This is a genomic window from Actinomycetota bacterium (assembly GCA_035640355.1).
Classification (GTDB): Bacteria; Actinomycetota; UBA4738; order UBA4738; family HRBIN12; genus CALGFI01.
The window spans coordinates 61,916-78,822 of sequence record DASQWI010000011.1 but is presented as its reverse complement, the minus strand read 5'-3'; the positions used below and the strand labels follow the sequence as shown (position 1 = coordinate 78,822).

Annotated in this window: 18 protein-coding genes; 8 read left to right on the top strand and 10 right to left on the bottom strand. The window is 68.1% G+C overall.

Going from position 1 to position 16,907, the window contains the following annotated elements; translation table 11 throughout:
* Positions 1–22: 22 nt before the first annotated feature.
* Positions 23–1,306, bottom strand: coding sequence for a calcium-binding protein (locus tag VFA08_05735; protein ID HYZ13092.1), 1,284 nt, complete (start codon positions 1,304–1,306; stop codon positions 23–25).
* Between the two features lie 224 nt (positions 1,307–1,530).
* Here VFA08_05735 and VFA08_05730 point away from each other — a divergent pair, with 224 nt between their 5' ends.
* Positions 1,531–1,929, top strand: a complete 399-nt coding sequence (locus VFA08_05730) for a hypothetical protein (protein HYZ13091.1) — start codon at positions 1,531–1,533, stop codon at positions 1,927–1,929.
* A gap of 9 nt (positions 1,930–1,938) precedes the next feature.
* On the opposite strand, the gene VFA08_05725 is transcribed toward VFA08_05730, so the two are convergent.
* Together VFA08_05725 and VFA08_05720 are read right to left on the bottom strand one after the other, a co-directional pair.
* Complete coding sequence (locus tag VFA08_05725; protein HYZ13090.1) at positions 1,939–2,505, bottom strand: DUF4126 domain-containing protein; 567 nt, start codon at positions 2,503–2,505, stop codon at positions 1,939–1,941.
* A gap of 11 nt (positions 2,506–2,516) precedes the next feature.
* On the bottom strand, positions 2,517–2,768 hold the full coding sequence (locus tag VFA08_05720; GenBank protein HYZ13089.1) for a hypothetical protein: 252 nt from the start codon (positions 2,766–2,768) through the stop codon (positions 2,517–2,519).
* A 502-nt stretch (positions 2,769–3,270) separates the two neighbouring features.
* On the opposite strand from VFA08_05720, the gene VFA08_05715 reads away from it, so the two are divergent.
* Positions 3,271–3,834, top strand: a complete 564-nt coding sequence (locus VFA08_05715; protein HYZ13088.1) for a hypothetical protein — start codon at positions 3,271–3,273, stop codon at positions 3,832–3,834.
* Positions 3,831–4,166: a hypothetical protein gene (locus tag VFA08_05710; protein HYZ13087.1), complete on the top strand. Its 336-nt coding sequence runs from the start codon at positions 3,831–3,833 to the stop codon at positions 4,164–4,166. The genes VFA08_05715 and VFA08_05710 overlap by 4 nt, the downstream gene beginning before the upstream one ends.
* 9 nt (positions 4,167–4,175) lie before the next feature.
* On the opposite strand, the gene VFA08_05705 is transcribed toward VFA08_05710, so the two are convergent.
* From VFA08_05705 to VFA08_05695, 3 genes are all read right to left on the bottom strand, one after another.
* Positions 4,176–5,606: a sulfite exporter TauE/SafE family protein gene (locus VFA08_05705; protein ID HYZ13086.1), complete on the bottom strand. Its 1,431-nt coding sequence runs from the start codon at positions 5,604–5,606 to the stop codon at positions 4,176–4,178.
* Complete coding sequence (locus VFA08_05700; protein ID HYZ13085.1) at positions 5,603–6,928, bottom strand: tetratricopeptide repeat protein; 1,326 nt, start codon at positions 6,926–6,928, stop codon at positions 5,603–5,605. Before VFA08_05700 ends, VFA08_05705 begins: the two co-directional genes overlap by 4 nt.
* A 62-nt stretch (positions 6,929–6,990) precedes the next feature.
* Positions 6,991–8,394 (bottom strand): DUF4331 domain-containing protein, encoded by a 1,404-nt coding sequence (locus tag VFA08_05695; GenBank protein HYZ13084.1) that lies wholly within the window; start codon positions 8,392–8,394, stop codon positions 6,991–6,993.
* Positions 8,395–8,634: 240 nt separating this feature from the next.
* On the opposite strand from VFA08_05695, the gene VFA08_05690 reads away from it, so the two are divergent.
* Together VFA08_05690 and VFA08_05685 are read left to right on the top strand one after the other, a co-directional pair.
* Positions 8,635–9,252, top strand: coding sequence for a sigma-70 family RNA polymerase sigma factor (locus VFA08_05690; protein HYZ13083.1), 618 nt, complete (start codon positions 8,635–8,637; stop codon positions 9,250–9,252).
* Positions 9,249–9,968 (top strand): anti-sigma factor, encoded by a 720-nt coding sequence (locus VFA08_05685; protein HYZ13082.1) that lies wholly within the window; start codon positions 9,249–9,251, stop codon positions 9,966–9,968. Before VFA08_05690 ends, VFA08_05685 begins: the two co-directional genes overlap by 4 nt.
* Before the next feature lie 13 nt (positions 9,969–9,981).
* Here VFA08_05685 and VFA08_05680 read toward each other — a convergent pair whose 3' ends face one another.
* Entirely contained in the window at positions 9,982–10,407 is a 426-nt protein-coding gene (locus VFA08_05680) for a VOC family protein (protein ID HYZ13081.1), read from the bottom strand.
* Positions 10,404–13,718: an AAA family ATPase gene (locus VFA08_05675; protein ID HYZ13080.1), complete on the bottom strand. Its 3,315-nt coding sequence runs from the start codon at positions 13,716–13,718 to the stop codon at positions 10,404–10,406. Before VFA08_05675 ends, VFA08_05680 begins: the two co-directional genes overlap by 4 nt.
* Before the next feature lie 97 nt (positions 13,719–13,815).
* Between VFA08_05675 and VFA08_05670 the strand changes: the two genes are divergently transcribed.
* The 3 genes from VFA08_05670 to VFA08_05660 are packed head-to-tail and all read left to right on the top strand — an operon-like array spanning position 13,816 to position 15,097.
* Positions 13,816–14,265 (top strand): maleylpyruvate isomerase N-terminal domain-containing protein, encoded by a 450-nt coding sequence (locus tag VFA08_05670; GenBank protein HYZ13079.1) that lies wholly within the window; start codon positions 13,816–13,818, stop codon positions 14,263–14,265.
* The gene (locus VFA08_05665) at positions 14,262–14,711 is read left to right on the top strand and encodes a putative glycolipid-binding domain-containing protein (GenBank protein ID HYZ13078.1); all 450 of its coding nucleotides are present in this window, start codon (positions 14,262–14,264) and stop codon (positions 14,709–14,711) included. Before VFA08_05670 ends, VFA08_05665 begins: the two co-directional genes overlap by 4 nt.
* Positions 14,712–14,734: 23 nt before the next feature.
* Positions 14,735–15,097 carry a VOC family protein gene (locus tag VFA08_05660; protein ID HYZ13077.1) on the top strand — a complete coding sequence of 121 codons (363 nt, stop codon included), beginning with the start codon at positions 14,735–14,737 and terminating at the stop codon, positions 15,095–15,097.
* Positions 15,098–15,168: 71 nt separating this feature from the next.
* Here the strand turns inward: VFA08_05660 and VFA08_05655 are convergent, their stop codons facing one another.
* Together VFA08_05655 and VFA08_05650 are read right to left on the bottom strand one after the other, a co-directional pair.
* Positions 15,169–15,930: a hypothetical protein gene (locus tag VFA08_05655; GenBank protein ID HYZ13076.1), complete on the bottom strand. Its 762-nt coding sequence runs from the start codon at positions 15,928–15,930 to the stop codon at positions 15,169–15,171.
* A gap of 11 nt (positions 15,931–15,941) precedes the next feature.
* Positions 15,942–16,904, bottom strand: coding sequence for a phosphoesterase (locus tag VFA08_05650; protein ID HYZ13075.1), 963 nt, complete (start codon positions 16,902–16,904; stop codon positions 15,942–15,944).
* Between the last annotated feature and the right edge of the window lie 3 nt (positions 16,905–16,907).

The window sequence follows — 16,907 nt, the reverse complement described above, 5'->3', positions numbered from 1 at the left end:
CCTGTCGCCCGGCGCTGACGCGCTACTTCCAGGTCAGCGAGTACGCGATCCTCGCCGCGATCGCGTGTCGTACGGACGCCCGCGCGGGGTTCGTCTCGCAGTTGGTCTCCGTCTCGGCATCGCACGCGTCCGACCCGAGACCGCCGTCGGCGGTGTCGGCGTCCTGATCGGCGAACCCGATGAAGCCACCGAGGATCACGTCGTCGCCGCCGAGTCCGAACAGGTTGTCGGCTCCGATGCTGCCTTCGATCGTGTTCGAAGCGTCGTTTCCGGTGATCGTGTCGTCGAACACGGTCCCCAACACGTTCTCGAAACCCGCCAGCGTGTCACCGTGTGAGTCTGTCTGCGTGTTGAGGTCGATCGTCATCCCCGCCGTCGAGTCGAGGTTCCCCAAGACGTCGATTCCGAGACCTCCGTTCAGGCTGTCGACGCCGTCGCCACCGTCGATGAGGTCGTCTCCATCGCCCCCGTCGACCGTGTCAGCGCCCTCGTTGAGGACGACGAAGGTGTTGTTCCCCGCATCGCCGGTCATGATGTCATTGCCACGGCTTCCGGACGCCCCTTCGATCCCGACGAGGGTGTCGTTCCCGTTGCCGGTCGAGACGCCGGTCAGAAGGTTCACGTTCACGGGCCCCGCGAGGATGCTGTTCGGGCGGAAGTACGCGTCGACGAAGTAGTTCTCGGCGAAGTCGACGCCGTTGCCCCCGTCGAGCACGTCGTCCCCCGCGCCGCCTACCACGCCATCACCGCCGCCGAGTCCGGTGATCGTGTCGTTGCCCTCCAGGCCGATCAGGACGTTGAGCCCCTTGTTTCCCTCGATCTCGTCATCGAAGGGGCCGCCCACGATCAGCTCGACGCCGCCGTCGAGCGTGTCGGTACCCATGCCGGTCACCTGATCATCAGCCAGGCTGGCCGTGATCGAACGCGTAGCGTCCGGATACCGCACGTCGTCGAGCCGACCGCCGCCGCCTCGAACGACATCCTTGCCCGCCCCGGGCTGGAGACCGTCGTCGCTGCCGCCACCGTCCAAGCGGTCGCGGCCGTCGCGACCGATGAGGAGGTCGCTGCCACGGCCGCCGCAGAGCAGATCGTTGCCGGCGAGTCCTCTGATGAAATCGTCGCCGCCGCGGCCGTGAATGACGTCGCGGCCCTGCGTTCCTTTGAGGCGATCGTCGCGCGACGTCCCGACGATCGTGGCGGCCTTTCCAAAGCACCGCGGAACGGCCGCCGAGGCGGGCACGGCGACGACCCCGGTCACGACTACGATGACGGGCGCGAACGTGAGGAGGCGCCTCGGAAGGCTCATGTGGACTCCCACCTGAGTGGACAGAAACCGCCTGAGTGACAGAACGGTGAAGCCAACCTATGGCGATCCGAAGGGCTCCGGCAACATCCGAGTTGACCAGTTAGCAAACCCACTCTGGCGGACCCACGCGGCCGAGAGAGTCGCACCCGTCTGCCACGCTCAGCCGAAGGCCTAGACCTCGGGGTCCCGCGTCGATCGGCCGCGGGCCCGTTGACGCCCCACGAATGGCCGATAGTCCGATGTGCTCGACCCGCGTCATGGCGCACTCTCTCCCCGTCGACTGGAGGGAGGGCTTGTGGATGGGTATCTCTACGGTGGAGTGGCTGCAGGTCGTACTTGCCGGGCTCGCCCTCCTGACCTGCGTGGTCGTACTTCTGACGACGCTCGGGATGCGAGCGGTGGCCCTGGAGACGACGACGCTCGACGAAACGGACACGAAGACGATCGTGAACCTTCGACTGCTCGAATCCCGCGTCTCCGAGCTGGAAAAGGTCGCCGCCGGGCTCGAACGATCTCGAGGCTTCACCGATATCAGCTCTGAGGTCGTGGACCTTCGCGCGGCGCTCGGCGCCTTTCGACGGAACGGCGTGACCGGCGTCGTGCGTGTTCCCGACGCCGAGTAGCGGAGACCGCTAGGCGATCGGTCGGCGCCGGGGGCGCCGGCGGATCGCCACGACCACGAGCGCGACGACTCCCGCGACGAGGACGACCGCCAGGAGCGGCGCGAGGATCGCCGCGAACGAGAGCGTCGCGGACAGGGCGTCCTCACCGAGACTCAACACCGGGTTCCCCACGCCTGCTGTCGTGACGGTGGAGACCGGTCGAGCGACGGACCGAGCGCCCTGGGTCGCCTCGGCCGCCACCGCGCCGAGGACCAGCGCCACGATCGGCGCTGCGCCGGTGTCCGACGTCACCCCCAGTGCGAGAGAAGCCCCGACGATCGGCGCGACGACAAAGCCGATCGCGTGCAACACGTGATCGACCGTAGGCACCTTGTCGCCGATGAAGTCGATCAGTCCGATCGCCGCGATCACGCCGAGCACGACGGGTTCCTCGAGTCGATCGAACGGAGCGTAGAGCGTGATCAGGTCGGTCGTTCGCGCCAGAACGCCGGTGATCAGGAGTGGAACGTAGGCGTTGAAGCCCGCGGCGGTGGAGAGGCCCAGCCCGGTGGCGAGCGAAAGGAGAGTCTCGGCCACCTATCGAGCGGTTACGACTTCGGTTCCTCGTTCCGCTGTTCGTTCGGGCTCGATCCGACGACCCAGCCGAGGATTCCGCCCAACAGGATGCGTGTTCCGACAGGCAGCGGGCGAGCGAATCCGAGTCGTGTGCCGTCGAGCTGATACTCCGCCTTGATGTGCGTTCCGTCGGACAGCACGGCCTCGATCTCGTCGGGCGTGTAGTGGGGTGGTTCGAAGAACACGGTGCGTTCGGCTATCGATGGTGCCGGCAGGTCAACCATGTTGCGCGCCTCCTACCGACAGCCTAGGCGAATTCGAGCTGGTTCGCCCGGCGACGCGGGACAGCGCGCTGGGTCTAAACGGTCTATACGGGTGACGGTCCGACCGCGAAGAACGCCGCGGCCGTGCGAGCCGCCCTTCTGAGCCGGTCGCTCGTTCGCGGCTTGGGCCCTGGCTTTGGCGGATCGACGAGCGTAAGGCGCGGCCGAACAGCCGCGGTCGGCGTGACGTCTTCGGCGTCACGCCGAGCCGCAGCATCCCTAGCTGGTGTCATGGGTTCGGTGCCTCAGAACAGCCAGACCAGAAGAAGTATGAGCACCAGCAATCCGACGAGAGACACTCCGATATACATCTCTACCTCCCTCGTGCTTTCGTCGTAGGCCTTCGCCTCCCGCCATACCCATCGCGGCATCAGGCGAATCCACGTGAATGCGTATGTTCACGACCCGCGATGGGTAGGCCCTCGATGCGAACCGGTGGTTCGCCTGCGAGGGAGGAAGAAAGATGGATGCCGCGATCTGGGTGGTGATCGCGATCGTTGCGCTGGTCGTGATCGGGGTGCTCGTATGGTTCGCGATCAACAAGCAGCGGTCGGGACAGCTCCGCGAGGTGTTCGGTCCCGAGTACGACCGAACCGTGGAGGAGAGTGAGGACCGAAAGACCGCCGAATCGGAGCTGTTGGAGCGACAGAAGCGGGTTGAGGGGTTCGAAATCCGACCGCTGGACCCGGCGGAGCGCACCCGGTTCGCCAGTCGGTGGATCGCCGTTCAGGCGAGGTTCGTGGACGACCCCAAGTCGGCCCTTGGAGAGGCCGACGAGCTGGTGACCGAAGTCATGAGCGAGCGCGGCTATCCGATGAACGAATTCGATCAGCGGGCCGCCGACGTGTCCGTCGACCATCCGAAGGTCGTCGAGGACTACCGAGCCGCGCACGGGATCTCCGAGCGTGTTGGGTCGAACGACGCGACGACCGAGGACATGCGACAGGCCCTCGTCCACTATCGCGCCCTCTTCTCCGAGCTGTTGGAAGAAGGCGAGACGAGCGACGTCAAGGAGGAAACCCGATGACGATCGAGCCGCACGAACACGGCGAGGACTCGGCGGACGATACTTCGCACGAGATCGACGCGCGGCGACCGCTGTTCGATGACAACGAGCTCGGCGGGTACCGACGTCGCTGGGACGACGTGCAGGCCAGATTCGTCGACGATCCACGGGGCACGGTGAAGGATGCCGACGCGCTCGTGAACGACGTCATGGAGCGGCTCACCCAGACGTTCACCGACGAGCGATCATCGCTCGAGTCGCAGTGGAGTGAAGGCAAGGACGCCTCGACGGAGGACCTGCGGGTGGCGATGCAGCGCTACCGTTCGTTCTTCGCTCGCCTGCTCGCGGCGTAGGTCAGCTCGTCAGAGCTGAGCGAGGCCGCGCACGGCAAGCGCGACCCCGGTCATAGCTATCGCCGACGCCGACAGCACCGGTACCAGCGCGGTCGATCGCCGCGACCAACGGCGCGAGACGATTGCACCCGCGCGCAGCGCAACGACACCCACCACGACAAGTGCCGTAGCGAGTCCAAAGCTGAACGCGGCGACGAGGGCGAGCCCGTAGGGCACGCGGTCCAGTGCGATCGAACCGAGCAGGGCGACGAGTGCCGTCGGCGATGGAAGGATTCCCCCGGCGACCGAGATCGCCGCGATCCCTCGCCACGACAGGACTCGTCCCGTCGAGGCAGTCGGGTGGTGGTGCTCGTGCGGCTGGTCGTTCTCGTGCCGACGGGCTGCCTGCCTCGCACTTATTCGCCGCGCGAGCAGACCCGCCCCCAGGCAGCACGCGATCACCCCGGATCCGAGCGTCAGCCATGGATAGATCCGCTCGGGGGGGAACACCTCGCTGGCGACGAGGACGACCGCGCCGAGGCCGAGCACGGAAACGGTGTGCAACACGGCGACCGTCCCGCCGATCGCGACCGCATGGCGAAGGCGTCCGCCGCTCCCGACGATGTAGGCCGCCATCATCGTCTTGCCGTGACCGGGACCGATCGCGTGCAGCGCGCCGATGGCGAACGCCAACAGCAGACCGAGGAGCATGAACGGGCCATGGCCGGTGACCAAGTCGACTAGCGGTGCAGCGGCAACGCCGGCCGGCCCATCGGGCGCCGCGGGGACCTCGGCGCGTTCGCTTTCCGGTGTCGTCGTCCCGGCTTCGAAGTCGACAACGGCGGCGCGAACGTCGAGAGGACTCGTGAGCAGATCGCGCGGGTAGAGGCGAAGGCCGCCGGTGAGGCTCCGGTCGGGAACGCTCGAGCGGACGAGCGCCGCTCCGTCGTCCGCGACGGCGGTGATCTCTCGCCACCCAACGCGATCGGCGAACGTTTCGTCGTGGAAGGACAGCTCACCTCGCGCCGGGATCGAACCGCCGTATCTCGATTCGAGCCGCAGGATCGACAGGCCGCCTTGGCCCGGGCGCAGACCCGCAGCTGACGAGACGACCGAGAGCGTCACCGGATCGTCGTCGACGGTGAGCGTGAGATCGGGAACGAGCTCGCGCGCCGTCGACCACGCCCACGCGGAGAGCTCCCCCTCGGAGAGCGTCCCGTCCTCGTCGACGTCGATCTCCGGCGTGATTTGGACGGTGGGGATCTCGGCCAGATCGACGACATGCTCGATCTGCACGTCGCCGGCCGAGATCCTGATCTCCGCGGACACGTTCACTGAGAAGTTCCCCAGGGGATGCGCAAACGCTGTGGCGGGCAACCACACCACGCCTGCGACGACGCCGAGCACAACGACCGCTCGGAAGAGAGCTCGCCGGCTCCGGTGCGAGAGGCGCGCCGTCATCGCGACGCCTTCAGCTCGGTGAGGAGATCTTCCGCAGCCCGCCGGTGAAGGATCGAGAAGTTCGGGTTCCTCTGAAGTGCCTCGGCGATCAGCGCCAGAGCGGCATCGTCGTCGCCGAGGCCGTGGCGGATCGTCGCGGCATGGAACAGGAACAACGCATCGTGCGTTCCGAGCGAGAGCGCGCGATTCGAAGCGCCGGCCGCCTCGTCGAACCGGCCGTTCCGAAACAGCGCCCACGCGTACGTGTCGGCGACGTGAACGCTTCGCCGCCGCTCCCACTCCGCTTCCGCGGCCGTGAGCGCCGCCTCGGGCTCGCCGTGGTCGGCCAGGAACAGCGCGAGCTCGAGGTCGACGTTGACCCCGTTCGCCGCGGCGAGCTCGGCGGTTGCCCTGACCACGGCGTACTGCTGTTCGGCGAGCTCGGGTCGTCCGGTCGTCGCGTACAGATCGCCGAGCGCGATCAGGTGCTCCGGCGATGGGAAGCGCTCCACGACCTCCGTGTATCGCTCGATGGCGATCGCCGGCCGCCCACGCGCCCAGGCGACTTTGGCCAAACCCGCGAGGGCGTTGACGCCGTTCGGATCGAGATCTCGCGCGCGGCGGAACCACCCCGCGGCGGTTCGCACGTCGCCGCTTCCCCACGCGAGCTCGCCGAGGCGGTGGGCGGCCCACGCCGCGTCGGTCGGTGTTCCGGCGGCGTCGAAGGCGAGCCGCATCGCGCGCACCGCGGCGTCCACGTCTCCCGTCAGCTCGCGCGCGTACGAGACGCGCGCGTAGGACGCGAGCGCGGGCTTCGTGTCGACCATCCGCTGGATCGCGTGGAACGCAGCCCGATACCGCCCGAGCTCCACGAGGGAATCGCCGATCACGCCGTAGGCGTCCATCGAGTACGGCGCCATCGCCCGCGCCCGGCGGCCGTGCTGGAGCGCCGCCGCGAAATCGTGGCGCGCCAGGGCGAGCGCACCCAGTCCGAGGACGGCGTTCACGTTGTCGCGTTCGTTCAAGTGGAGCGAGCGCTGCAACGCGCCCTCCGCCTTCGGGTAGTACGTGGGATCCGCCGTCACGCGGGCCTTCGCGACGTAGGCGAGGCCGAGCGACGCGTACCCGCGCCAATCCTCCGGCAGCTCTCGAAGGCGTTGCTGAAGCCGATCGATCGGATCGTCGAGGGCTCCGACACCCGGCCGCAGAAGCGCGGATGCAGAGAACGCGGCGGCGTCGCCGTCGTCGCGCCCGGCCGGCGTCCGTACGACGGCGATGCCGGCCACGACGAGGGAGGTCGCGGCGATGGCGACGACGATCCCGATCCGTCCGACCGCTTTCATGGCTACTCCAAGGGAGGTGGGTCCGGCCGCCGCGCCGAAGGCGGCCGGACCCCCCATCAGCGTCAGTGCGGGTCGGCGTCCGAGCCCGCGTGCGGGTACGCGACGTACGGGAACGCGTCGTTGAAAGCGACGTCGTTCGCGTTGACACCGTCGCCGATCGTCTCGGACAGCGGCTTGTTCTGCTCGAGCAGCACACCGAGCACAACCCGAAGCGAGATGTCGATCACGTCGTCCGCGAGACGGCGCCCGTTCGGGAAGCCGGCCGTGTCGCCGCCGAGCACGCCGAACGGCGAGCACGTCGTCGAGCACGGCGAGATCGACATGTTGAGCCGGAGCATCTCGCTCGGCGTCACGCCGGCGGGCTGGTTGAGGTCCTTCACGCCGGTGAGGAACACCGAGATCAGGTCCGCCCGCTGGACACCGGCCTTGTCGGGATCCGAGTCCGGGACCGCGGTCCCGTAGATGGCTTTCAGCAGATGTGGCAGCTCCGGGTCCTGCACGAGCGGGAGCGCCGCACCGTCCGCCGTCGGCTTCGATCCGTTGAAGTAGTCCTTCAGCCCGACCGGGATGACGACCTCGTTCACGAGCGGCATCCCCAGTCGCGAGACCTGGACGAATCTGCCACGTGCCGCGGTCGAGCCGTCTGGCTCCTGGACCCGAAGGCTCTTCCGGGACGTGGTGCTCCAGATTCCGATGATCGGCTTCGCATCGGCGTCACCGCCGGCGGCGAGGTCGTCCTTCGGAACCTGCAGGGCGAGCGTGTTCACGTTGAACCCGGCGAGCGTGTCGTCGCCGACCTCGGACAGGTCCGCCCCGTAGAGCAGGTCGAACACGCGAAGATCCAGGAAGAACGCGTCGTCGGATTGCCCCACCCACGTCTTGCTCGGCCCGCCGAACCCCACCGTTCCGGCGTCGAACAGGTTGGAGTTGTAGCTCGGCATCGAGGCCGCGCCGACGTTGCTCGGCACCGCCGTCGCGTCATCGACGAGCAGCCGGCTCCGTCCGGCTTCACGGTCGACCCGGATCAGGTCGTAGGTCTGGAAGAAGTTCAGATCCCGATCGTTTAGCGACGTGACCTGGCCGGTGTTGTACAGGAAGGTGTTCGGGTTGCGGTAGTGATCGGAGAACACCCACCGGTAGATCACGTCCGGCTTCGCGTCGTGGTCGTTGTCGATGTTGATGTCGTAGCGAGCTCCCTCGGCCCAGGCGTAGAAGTTCGGGCCGCCGGCCGGCTCCTCGAACGGGATCCACGACGCGATCAACGTCACCGTGTCGGGCCGGTCCTCGCTGACGAACGCCCACACGTCGGTCGTGTCGATCTGTGGATCGGCCGCCACGAGCGGCGCCTCGCGGTGGCTGGACGCGCCGCCCGTCAGTGGCGCCAGCGCGAAGAGCCCGGCCGCCACCACCGCGATGCACGCCGCCGCCGCGGCGAACGCCCGCGTTCGCATTCGCTTCGTATGCAACGTTCCCCTCCTTCGGTCGATGCGTTCTGTCGCGACCGCGTCCGCGAAAGAGCCGGTCCGTCCGGCGCCGTCCTTCGTCACCACCTCCGGAGTGGCGCGGTCAACGCCTCCTTCGCGGACCGACCCCCACCGGATCACCCGAGATCGACAGAACCGAGGTCGCTAGGCTCTGGCCCATGGCGTCGTCGATCCGACGCGCGTCCCGGTGCGAACAACCAGAGGCGCGCGAGCGAAAGAACGGTGGGCGAGCTGATCCTCGACGTGGCACGACCGGGAACGACCTGGGATGTCCCCATGCCGGTTGACGACGAGGACCGTCAGCTCGTCGACGGGGTGCGGGCCCGAGACGAAGCCTCCTTCCGCGCGCTGTTCGGCCGCTACGCACCGACGGCGCTGTCGCTCGCTCGACGCGTCGTCGGCCAACAGTTCCTCGCAGAGGAGATCGTCCAGGAGGCGTTCCTCGCCGTGTGGCGCAATCCCGACGGGTACGACGCGGATCGCGGGTCCGTTCGCTCGTGGCTCATGGGCACCGTCCACCACCGGGCCGTCGACGCCGTTCGGCGCGAGGGATCGCAGCGCCGACGCGCCCTGGACGCACGCGGCGCCGATCTGGTCGTCGTCCCGGATCCCGCGGACGACGTCCTCGACGAGCTCGGGTTGCCCGAGGAAAGGAAGGCGGTACGCGCGGCCCTCGACGATCTGCCAGAGGAGCAGCGGCGCGTGATCGAGCTGATGTACTTCGGCGGCATGTCGCAGTCGACGATCGCGGGTCGGCTCGGCCTGCCGCTCGGTACCGTCAAGTCGCGGACGCTACTCGGGATGCGGCGCCTGCGCGCGGCTCTCCTGGAGACGCGATGAGAGACCACGCGCTGATCGAGGAGCTGACCGCGGCACGAGCTCTCGGCGGCCTCGACCCAGAGGAGGCCGCCACGCTCCAGGCCGAGATGGCGTCGCACGGCACCGACTGCGCCGAGTGCCGTCGCCTGGAGGCCGACGCCGACGAGGTCGCGGGTCGGCTCGCGTTCGCGGTCGACCCGGTCGCCCTGCCCGAGGGGTTCGAGGATCGCGTCCTGGCGACGGCGACGCGTGACGCAACCGGAACTGCGGAGACTGCACCGCCGGTGCTGCCACGGCGAAAGCCCGCTGGTCCCGGCTGGTTGCGGCCGCTCGTCGCCGCGGCAGCCGCGCTCGCGTTGTTCGTCGGCGGCTGGGCCGCGGGCGACCTGTTCGATGACGACCCCTTGATTGCCGAAGGCGCGCGTGTCGTGACGTTCGAGGGGCAGGTGCCCGGAAGCCTGTCGGTCGCGTACGCGCCCGGCACTGCGGGGGCGTACGTGCTCGGATCCGACCTTGAAACGCCGCCCTCAGACCGCGTCTACGAGCTGTGGATCATCTCCGGCAGCGCGGTGGTCCCCGGTCCGTGTTTCCGACCCGCACCCGACGGTTCCGTGTTCCGTTTCGTCGACGCCGACGTAGGAACGACCGACGCGATGGCCGTCACGGTGGAGCCCTCGGAGTGCTCGACCCAGCCGACGTCAGACCCGATCCTGACGGCGCCGATCCGGCACGTCTGAGCCCGAATGCGGCTCACCGCATGTAGAACTCCCACTGCACGTTGTCGGGGTCTCGGAACGCGACATAGTCCTTATCGAGGACAGGGTCGTGCTCCACGCCGGCTGTCTCGGCGCCGACTGAGCGCAGACGCTCGGTTAGCTCGTCGAGCGTGGCCCGATCCTCCACCCCGAACGCCAGATGGTCGACGCCGATCCTGCGCTCACTGAACCGATCATCGGCCGCCGTCCCCTCCAGCGGCGGTTCTAGGATGACGAACGTATCGCCGGCCTGTGTGGCGAGGAGCGACCCCTCTGACGGCGAGCCCTTCCAGGCGTTCGTCATGTCCCCACCCACCGGGATCTCCATGAACGAGAGGCCGAGGACGTTCTCGTAGAACGAGCGCGAGCGATCGGGGTCCTGAACCCGGATGGCGACGTGGTGCAGGCTCGTCACCTTCATCGTTCCACTCCTTCTTTCGTAGCTGCGGACGCGAAGGCGTCTCGAATGTCCCGATCATCGATCCGTTCGGCGATGCGCGCAAACGCATCGTCGGCTGCGGCGACGTGTTCGGCCGCCCGCTCGGGCTCGCCCGCTGAGCGATACGCGTCGGCGAGCACTCGGTGTGCGCGCCACGAGGTTGGAAGATCGACGCGCGTGGCCTCGTCGACGGCGGCCTCGGCGGCCGCGACTGCCGAGGCGCCATCGCCGAGCTGCAGTGCCGCTCGTGCGAGCACGAGCGAGCCGTCGACTACGCCGTCGCTCCATTCGCAAGCACGACACGCCGCCACGACTGGCGCGACGAGCTCCACTGCAACGTCGGGCTCTCCGTGCTCGACACGCACGCGCGCTACGGCGACGTACGCGTCCTGTCCCGCGACGTACGCCCTCGGAGGGCGGACGCGGATCCGTTCCAGGATCGACGTCGCCCGGTCCGCGCACTCCCGCGCGAGGCTCGGATCATCGAGCCGCTGCCAAGCCCAAGCGTTCAAGGCAACGCACCGAACGAGGTGCAAGTCGGCGCCGGAACGGTCAGCGGCCTCGACGCCGACCGACAGCACGTCGGTCGCCGCTCCGATCGCGCCGAGCTCGAGGAGCGTCGAGCCGAGCCACGCCGCCGTCCACGCGATCCACTCACCGTGCCCGAGCTCGCGGGCGAGGTCGAACGCGCGCCGACCCAACGCGGCCGCCTGGTCGTATTCGCCGCGGGCCCGGTGCGCCCGGCCGAGCATCGCCACGTACAGCGGCTCGTTACCGACGTCGCCGATGCGCCGGTTGATCGAAAGTGCCTCTTCGAGACCGGCGAACGCGCGATCCACTCGCATCCTTGCAACGTCGGCGTATGCGACCTCGAACACGGCGAACTGCAGCAGCCACAGATCGTCATTCCGTCGGTGGATCTCGGCAAGCTGTTCGGCGAGACGCTCGAGCGTCTCGAAGTCACCGGTCTCGAGGGCGACTTGCTTGAGCGCATCCATCGCGATCGCCTCGGCGCCTTCCTCGCCGTAAGCCGCCCCGATCGCGCGTTCACCGTGCGTCATGGCGGCATCGAAGTCCAAACGGTTCGCGTGGACGATCGATAGCCGGCTGAGCGCGCTCACCTCGCCCCACGTATCTCCGAGCGAGCTCGCCGCCTCGAGCGCCGTCTCGAGGTGCGGCACGGCAGCTCGGTAGTCGGCCGCCCCGGCGAGGACGAAGCCGAGCTCGTCGTGCGCGCGCATGGCCAGCTCGGGCGGTCGTTCCGGTTCGGCGAGGATCGACTCGAGGTCGCTGCGTGCACCGTCGGCATCGCCCGTTCTCGCGCGCACGCGCGCACGGGCTAGGAGCTGCTCGGCGACGTCACGGTCGGCCGCCGTCTTTCCGAGCTCCGCTGCGAGGTCGATCGACGCCGTCAGGTGTTCGAGCGCCTCCTCGCCCGCGTGGACACGCTCGGCGCGTTCGGCCGCGAGGTGGTGACACCGCCGCGCCGCCTCCAGGTCGCCGGCGCCACGATGGTGGTGTGCCAGAACACCGAGGTTCTCCTCGATTCGATCCGGCCACAGCTCCTCGATCGCGGCCGCCGCAACCGCGTGCAGCTCGCGCCGCCGTCGCTTCAGCAACGACCCGTACGCGACCTCTTGGATCAGCGCGTGCGCGAACGACACCTCGTCGGGATGCCCATTGATCGCGAACAGTCGAGCGCGGATGAGCTCGTGCGTCTCCGAAGCTACGTTCGCGCCGACGAGTCGCTCGACCAGCGGCAGAGTGACGGTGCGCCCCAGCACCGATGCGGCGGTGACGACGTCGCGCGTGGACGGCTCGAGCAGGTCGAGTCGTGCCAGGACCACTTTCTCGATCGTCGTCGGCAGCTCCACGCTCACGTTCGGATCGCTCACGACCCACGCCCGGCCCTCGCGCGAAAGGACACCTGAGGCGACAAGCGAGCGAACGAGCTCGGTCGCGAAGAAGGGGTTACCGTCGGCGGTGTCGACGACCCGTCGCGCCAGATGTGCGGGGACACCCCCGCCTTCGAGGAGCGCCGCGACGAGTTCGTCGAGCCGATCGGGCGGGAGCGGCTCGAGCTCGATCACGTCGGCGTTCGCGCCGGCGCTCGCCGCGACACCGACGATCGCATCGCGCGATCGCGTCGTGAGGACGAACAGGACGGGCGTCCCCGCCGTGGCGGGGATCAGGCGTTCGAGCGAGCGCACGGTGGAGGGGTCAGCCCAATGCACGTCCTCGATCGCGACCACGAGAGGACCGCGTTCGGCAAGCGCCAGGATCAGGCGCCGAAGCGCGTCGATCGTGCGAAGTCGCAACGTCTCCGGAGACAGCGTGTGCGCGCGGTCGGAGGGGACGCCGACCAACGCGCCGAGATACGGCACGGCGTCATGGAGATCCGCATCGAGCGACCGAACGCGCGTGCCCAGATCCTCGGGGTCAATCAACGACTCGGCGTACGGGACGCCGAGCGCTTCCAACACGAGGGCGCGCAGCGGCAGGTACGGCGTGGATTCACCGAACGAGACGCACCGACCCTCGAGCCAAGTGAGCGCCGAGGTCGAAACATGGTCGCGGACATCCTCGACCAGCCGACTCTTGCCAATGCCCGGTTCGCCGACGACGAGAAGGAGACCCCCATCGCCGCTTAGGGCGCGATCCGCGACGCGGGTTGCGTGTTCGAGTTCGACTTCGCGCCCGAACATTGGCACGGATGCAGCGGCAGTCTTCGCGTCGAATCGTTCGGCCAGGACCTCGAACGCTGATACTGGTTCCGACTTTCCCTTGAGCTCGAGAAGGAGCTCCGCGCCCCAATCGAAGAGGTCATCGACCTCTCGTCGTGTGATTCGGCCGACCAGGATTCCGCCGGGCGGAGCGTGCGCCTGCAGACGAGCCGCGGTGTTGACGGCGTCGCCGGTCGCCCCGTACTCCACTCGGCCTCCGGCGCCCACCGGTCCGAGGACGACCAGTCCGGTCTCAATCCCGACGCGAACGGATACAGATGACTCGTCGACGTCGACATCGCGAACGATCCGGAGCGCGGAGCGGATGGCACGTTCGGCGTCGTTTTCGTGCGCGACCGGGGCGCCGAAGAGAGCAAGGACGCCATCGCCGGCAAGGTCCTTGATGGTTCCGCCGAACGCCTCCACCGCTTCGACCATCCGGCGAACGGCGGCCCCCAGTACCTCTCGAGCGTCTTCTGGATCGAGCTCCTCCATGAGCCGAGTGGAGCCCACGACGTCTGCGAAGAGAGCCGTGACGACCTTGCGCTCCTCGCGCATCCCCGCGCTCATCGGCTGATTCTGCTCGCCCTCTCCGGCGAACGGAACCGGCGGCGGCTCCCCTCGCGTTCGCGACGCCCGCGGCCTCCGTCGGGGAGAATGGGGCGCCATGGACGAACGGGCCTATGTCGAGGAGAACGCGCGCGAGCTCGAGCGCATGCGAACGCTCGCCGACGGGCTGAGCGAACAGAACCTCCGACTTCCGGTCAACGAGTTCTGGACGGTAGCGGCCGTGTTCGGGCACATCGCGTTCTGGGACGCCCGGATCCTCGCGCTGGCGGACAAGCTCGACCGTGGTGAACCGTTCGCCGAGTCCGACACCGAGCCCGAGGACGTCGACTGGATCAACGACGCGACGCGTCCGCTGATCCACGCCGTCCCTCCCGCCGATCTGGTTCGGTTGTCTTTGCGGATCGCGCAGGAGACCGACGAGCGAGTCGCCGCGCTGCCGCCGGACCGAATGTGGCCGAATGACCCGGACAGCCCGATTTACTGCGTGCGCGCGTCCCACCGTGGCGAGCACCTCGACGAGGTCGAAGCCGCGCTCCGCGCGCGATGAGGACCCTCGTCTGGCAGCGTCTCGACGAGCCGGGAATGGAAGTGGCGCACGTCGAGTCGTTCGATCGGGCGAACGGCGTGCAGATCGGGCGGACGTACGAGCTTCGATGGGCCCTCGACGGCGCCGACCTCGACGTCAAGCTCGATGGGGAGCGTCGGATGCACGTCGCCCTCGAGGAGCGCGACTTCTTCGACGTATTCGCGTCGCCGTTCTTCAACTCGTTGCCCGTGATGCGCGACGGGTTGATGGAGGCCGGGCCGGCGCGCAACTACGTAATGACGTTCGTGCAGGTGCCTGAGCTGGCGCTGGTGGCGTCGGAACAGCGGTACGAGCCGTTGGGCGATCGCGTCGTGCGGTACTCCTCGGGCACGTTCACCGCCGACATCACCTTCGACGAGGACGGCTTCGTCTCGCTGTACGAAGGGTTCCTCGAGCGGATCTCGTAAGCGAGTCTCGTATCCTCACCACCGTGGCCGAGGGATCCGTTTCAGCGATCCTCAAGAGCGACGACGTTGCTCGCACGATTGAGTGGTACAGGCGGATGGGCTTCGAGATCCTCGGCGTCTTCCCTGAATCGGGCGAGCCCACCTGGTGCGAAGTAACGCGGGACGGAGTGATCCTCCAGTTCCTCGGTGGTGACACGCCGTGGCCCGGACCGCCGTCCTTTACAGGGACGCTCTATTTCCGGCCCGAGAGCGTGGGTGCGCTGTATGAACAGATCAAGGGCCACACGACCCCGGCATGGGGGCCCGAGGTCCGCGAGTGGGGTACCCGAGAACTCGGCGTGCAAGATCCTGACGGGTACTTCCTGACATTCACCGAACCGGCGTAGACCCGTAGCAACCATTAGCGAAGTCGACGACCGAAGACGAGGATGCATCGGAACGTTGAGGTGACGGCCGCTCAGTCGTGGCCTTCCTCTTCCGGAAGCTGGTACCAGCGCTTGCGCTCACCGACCTTTGAGCGCACCCGCCACCGGAGCGTCTTGGGGACGTCTCTCGCCGCACGAGCTAATGCGTCGATCTGCTCGACCGGATCGCGCTCGGCATTCGGAGGGATCAACCCGGCCGACGGGCCCGTGGCGAGCTGCCGGATGTGGTCCAGGTTGCCCGTCACTGTTCGCCACCAGCCCCAGTCATCGCGCAGGATCTCTTCGAACCGCGAGAGACCGATCGTGCCGGGCTCGTCGCTGTCCGAAATCTCGAACGCCGAGAGCAGGTACAGAACGTCCTGCACGTCCTTCTCGTTCAGCTCGACGATCTGCAGCTTCGACAACAGCACGTCGGTCACGTCGAGCGTCGTCGGCATGCGGGCGATGCGATCCTTGAACGGAAGCACGTGGCACATGTCGAGCCGGTCGACCAGCACGTCGACCGTGACGCCGTCCGACGCGACGAAGTACAGCTGCTTGTGCCCGTAGAGCGCGTTGAACCGCTTGTCCGGCTCGTAGCCCAGTTCGACCAGGAAGTCGGTCAGCCGCCGTCGCACGTCCGATACCGACGCCAGGTCGAGGTCCTGACGATCGCGTATCCGGGGCGTGAACATCGGACAGAGGACCCGGATAGCGAAACCGCCGACGAGCCGGAGCGGAATGTCTTCCGCCGCCGCGGCCTCGATCAGCCCCAGCGCGCGTGGAAGCAGGTCGGGAGTCTCGCGCTCCGCCATCGGAGCGAAACCTAGCCTTCGACCCGGAACGCGCGCTCGACGCCGTCGGGGCCCACGTCGATCAGGTACCCGCGGAGAACACCGAACGCCGCCTCGCTCCCCGGGTTCACGGTGAGTGTCGCCCCGATCCTCGCCTCGCCGCCCGACTCGTGGATGTGGCCGTGCAACCCGAGCAGCGGAGCGTATTCCTCGATGGCCTGCCGGACGCCGGTCGACCCCACGGGGCCGCGCAGCAGGTCGCCGGCCGAGGCCTTCGGCCGGAGGTTGGCGTCCAACAGCGGCGCGCGATCAAGGCCGGAGTCGTACGGAGGGCAATGGATCAGAAAGATCGTGCGCTGCGGATCGCGCGCCTCATCGGTCAACTTCGTCAGCTCCTCGCGGAAGTCGTCGTCCGCGACCTCGCGCGGCGTGCTCCAAGGCGTGCGGTTCGACTTGCCCGAGCCGATCACCTGCAGGCCGCCGGGGATGTCGACCACCCGTCCGTCGACGTTGGCGCAGTACTCGCTCTCCGCGAGTGCTTCGTCGATCTCGTAGGGATCGTCATTGCCGGGGATGAGGAAGATCGGCACGCCGGAGCCCTCCATACGCTCGGCTGCAAGGCGCATCCACGCCCGGACCCGACCTTGTATCTCCGTTCGGAACCGCTCCGCGAGCCCGCCCGGATCCGAGCGGAGCGATTCCATCTCGTCCTCCGTCGTGCGGAACGCGTAGTAGCCGAGGTTCGCGATGTCTTGCTCGAGTCTCTCCAGCTCGTCCTCGGAACGAACGATCCGCCTGCGGCCGGCGATCTCCGCAGCGAAGCCGTCGCCGGTCTTCACGACGGGGACCATCGCCTTGCCGGTCAGATCGCCCGCGTACAGGACGGCGTCGGCCTTGTACATGCCCGAGCGGGCTGCGTTCAGCATCTTGCGCCACGCCTTCTCCGAGGCGTGGATGTCGGAGACGACGTACAGGCGGACGGTGTCCTTTCCCACCAG

Bases quoted from the DNA above. Each gene is read 5' to 3' on its own strand.
- VFA08_05735 (HYZ13092.1), bottom strand. From the start codon at position 1,306: ATGAGCCTTCCGAGGCGCCTCCTCACGTTCGCGCCCGTCATCGTAGTC.
- VFA08_05730 (HYZ13091.1), top strand. From the start codon at position 1,531: ATGGCCGATAGTCCGATGTGCTCGACCCGCGTCATGGCGCACTCTCTC.
- VFA08_05720 (HYZ13089.1), bottom strand. From the start codon at position 2,768: ATGGTTGACCTGCCGGCACCATCGATAGCCGAACGCACCGTGTTCTTC.
- VFA08_05715 (HYZ13088.1), top strand. From the start codon at position 3,271: ATGGATGCCGCGATCTGGGTGGTGATCGCGATCGTTGCGCTGGTCGTG.
- VFA08_05710 (HYZ13087.1), top strand. From the start codon at position 3,831: ATGACGATCGAGCCGCACGAACACGGCGAGGACTCGGCGGACGATACT.
- VFA08_05705 (HYZ13086.1), bottom strand. From the start codon at position 5,606: ATGACGGCGCGCCTCTCGCACCGGAGCCGGCGAGCTCTCTTCCGAGCG.
- VFA08_05700 (HYZ13085.1), bottom strand. From the start codon at position 6,928: ATGAAAGCGGTCGGACGGATCGGGATCGTCGTCGCCATCGCCGCGACC.
- VFA08_05685 (HYZ13082.1), top strand. From the start codon at position 9,249: ATGAGAGACCACGCGCTGATCGAGGAGCTGACCGCGGCACGAGCTCTC.
- VFA08_05680 (HYZ13081.1), bottom strand. From the start codon at position 10,407: ATGAAGGTGACGAGCCTGCACCACGTCGCCATCCGGGTTCAGGACCCC.
- VFA08_05675 (HYZ13080.1), bottom strand. From the start codon at position 13,718: ATGAGCGCGGGGATGCGCGAGGAGCGCAAGGTCGTCACGGCTCTCTTC.
- VFA08_05670 (HYZ13079.1), top strand. From the start codon at position 13,816: ATGGACGAACGGGCCTATGTCGAGGAGAACGCGCGCGAGCTCGAGCGC.
- VFA08_05665 (HYZ13078.1), top strand. From the start codon at position 14,262: ATGAGGACCCTCGTCTGGCAGCGTCTCGACGAGCCGGGAATGGAAGTG.
- VFA08_05655 (HYZ13076.1), bottom strand. From the start codon at position 15,930: ATGGCGGAGCGCGAGACTCCCGACCTGCTTCCACGCGCGCTGGGGCTG.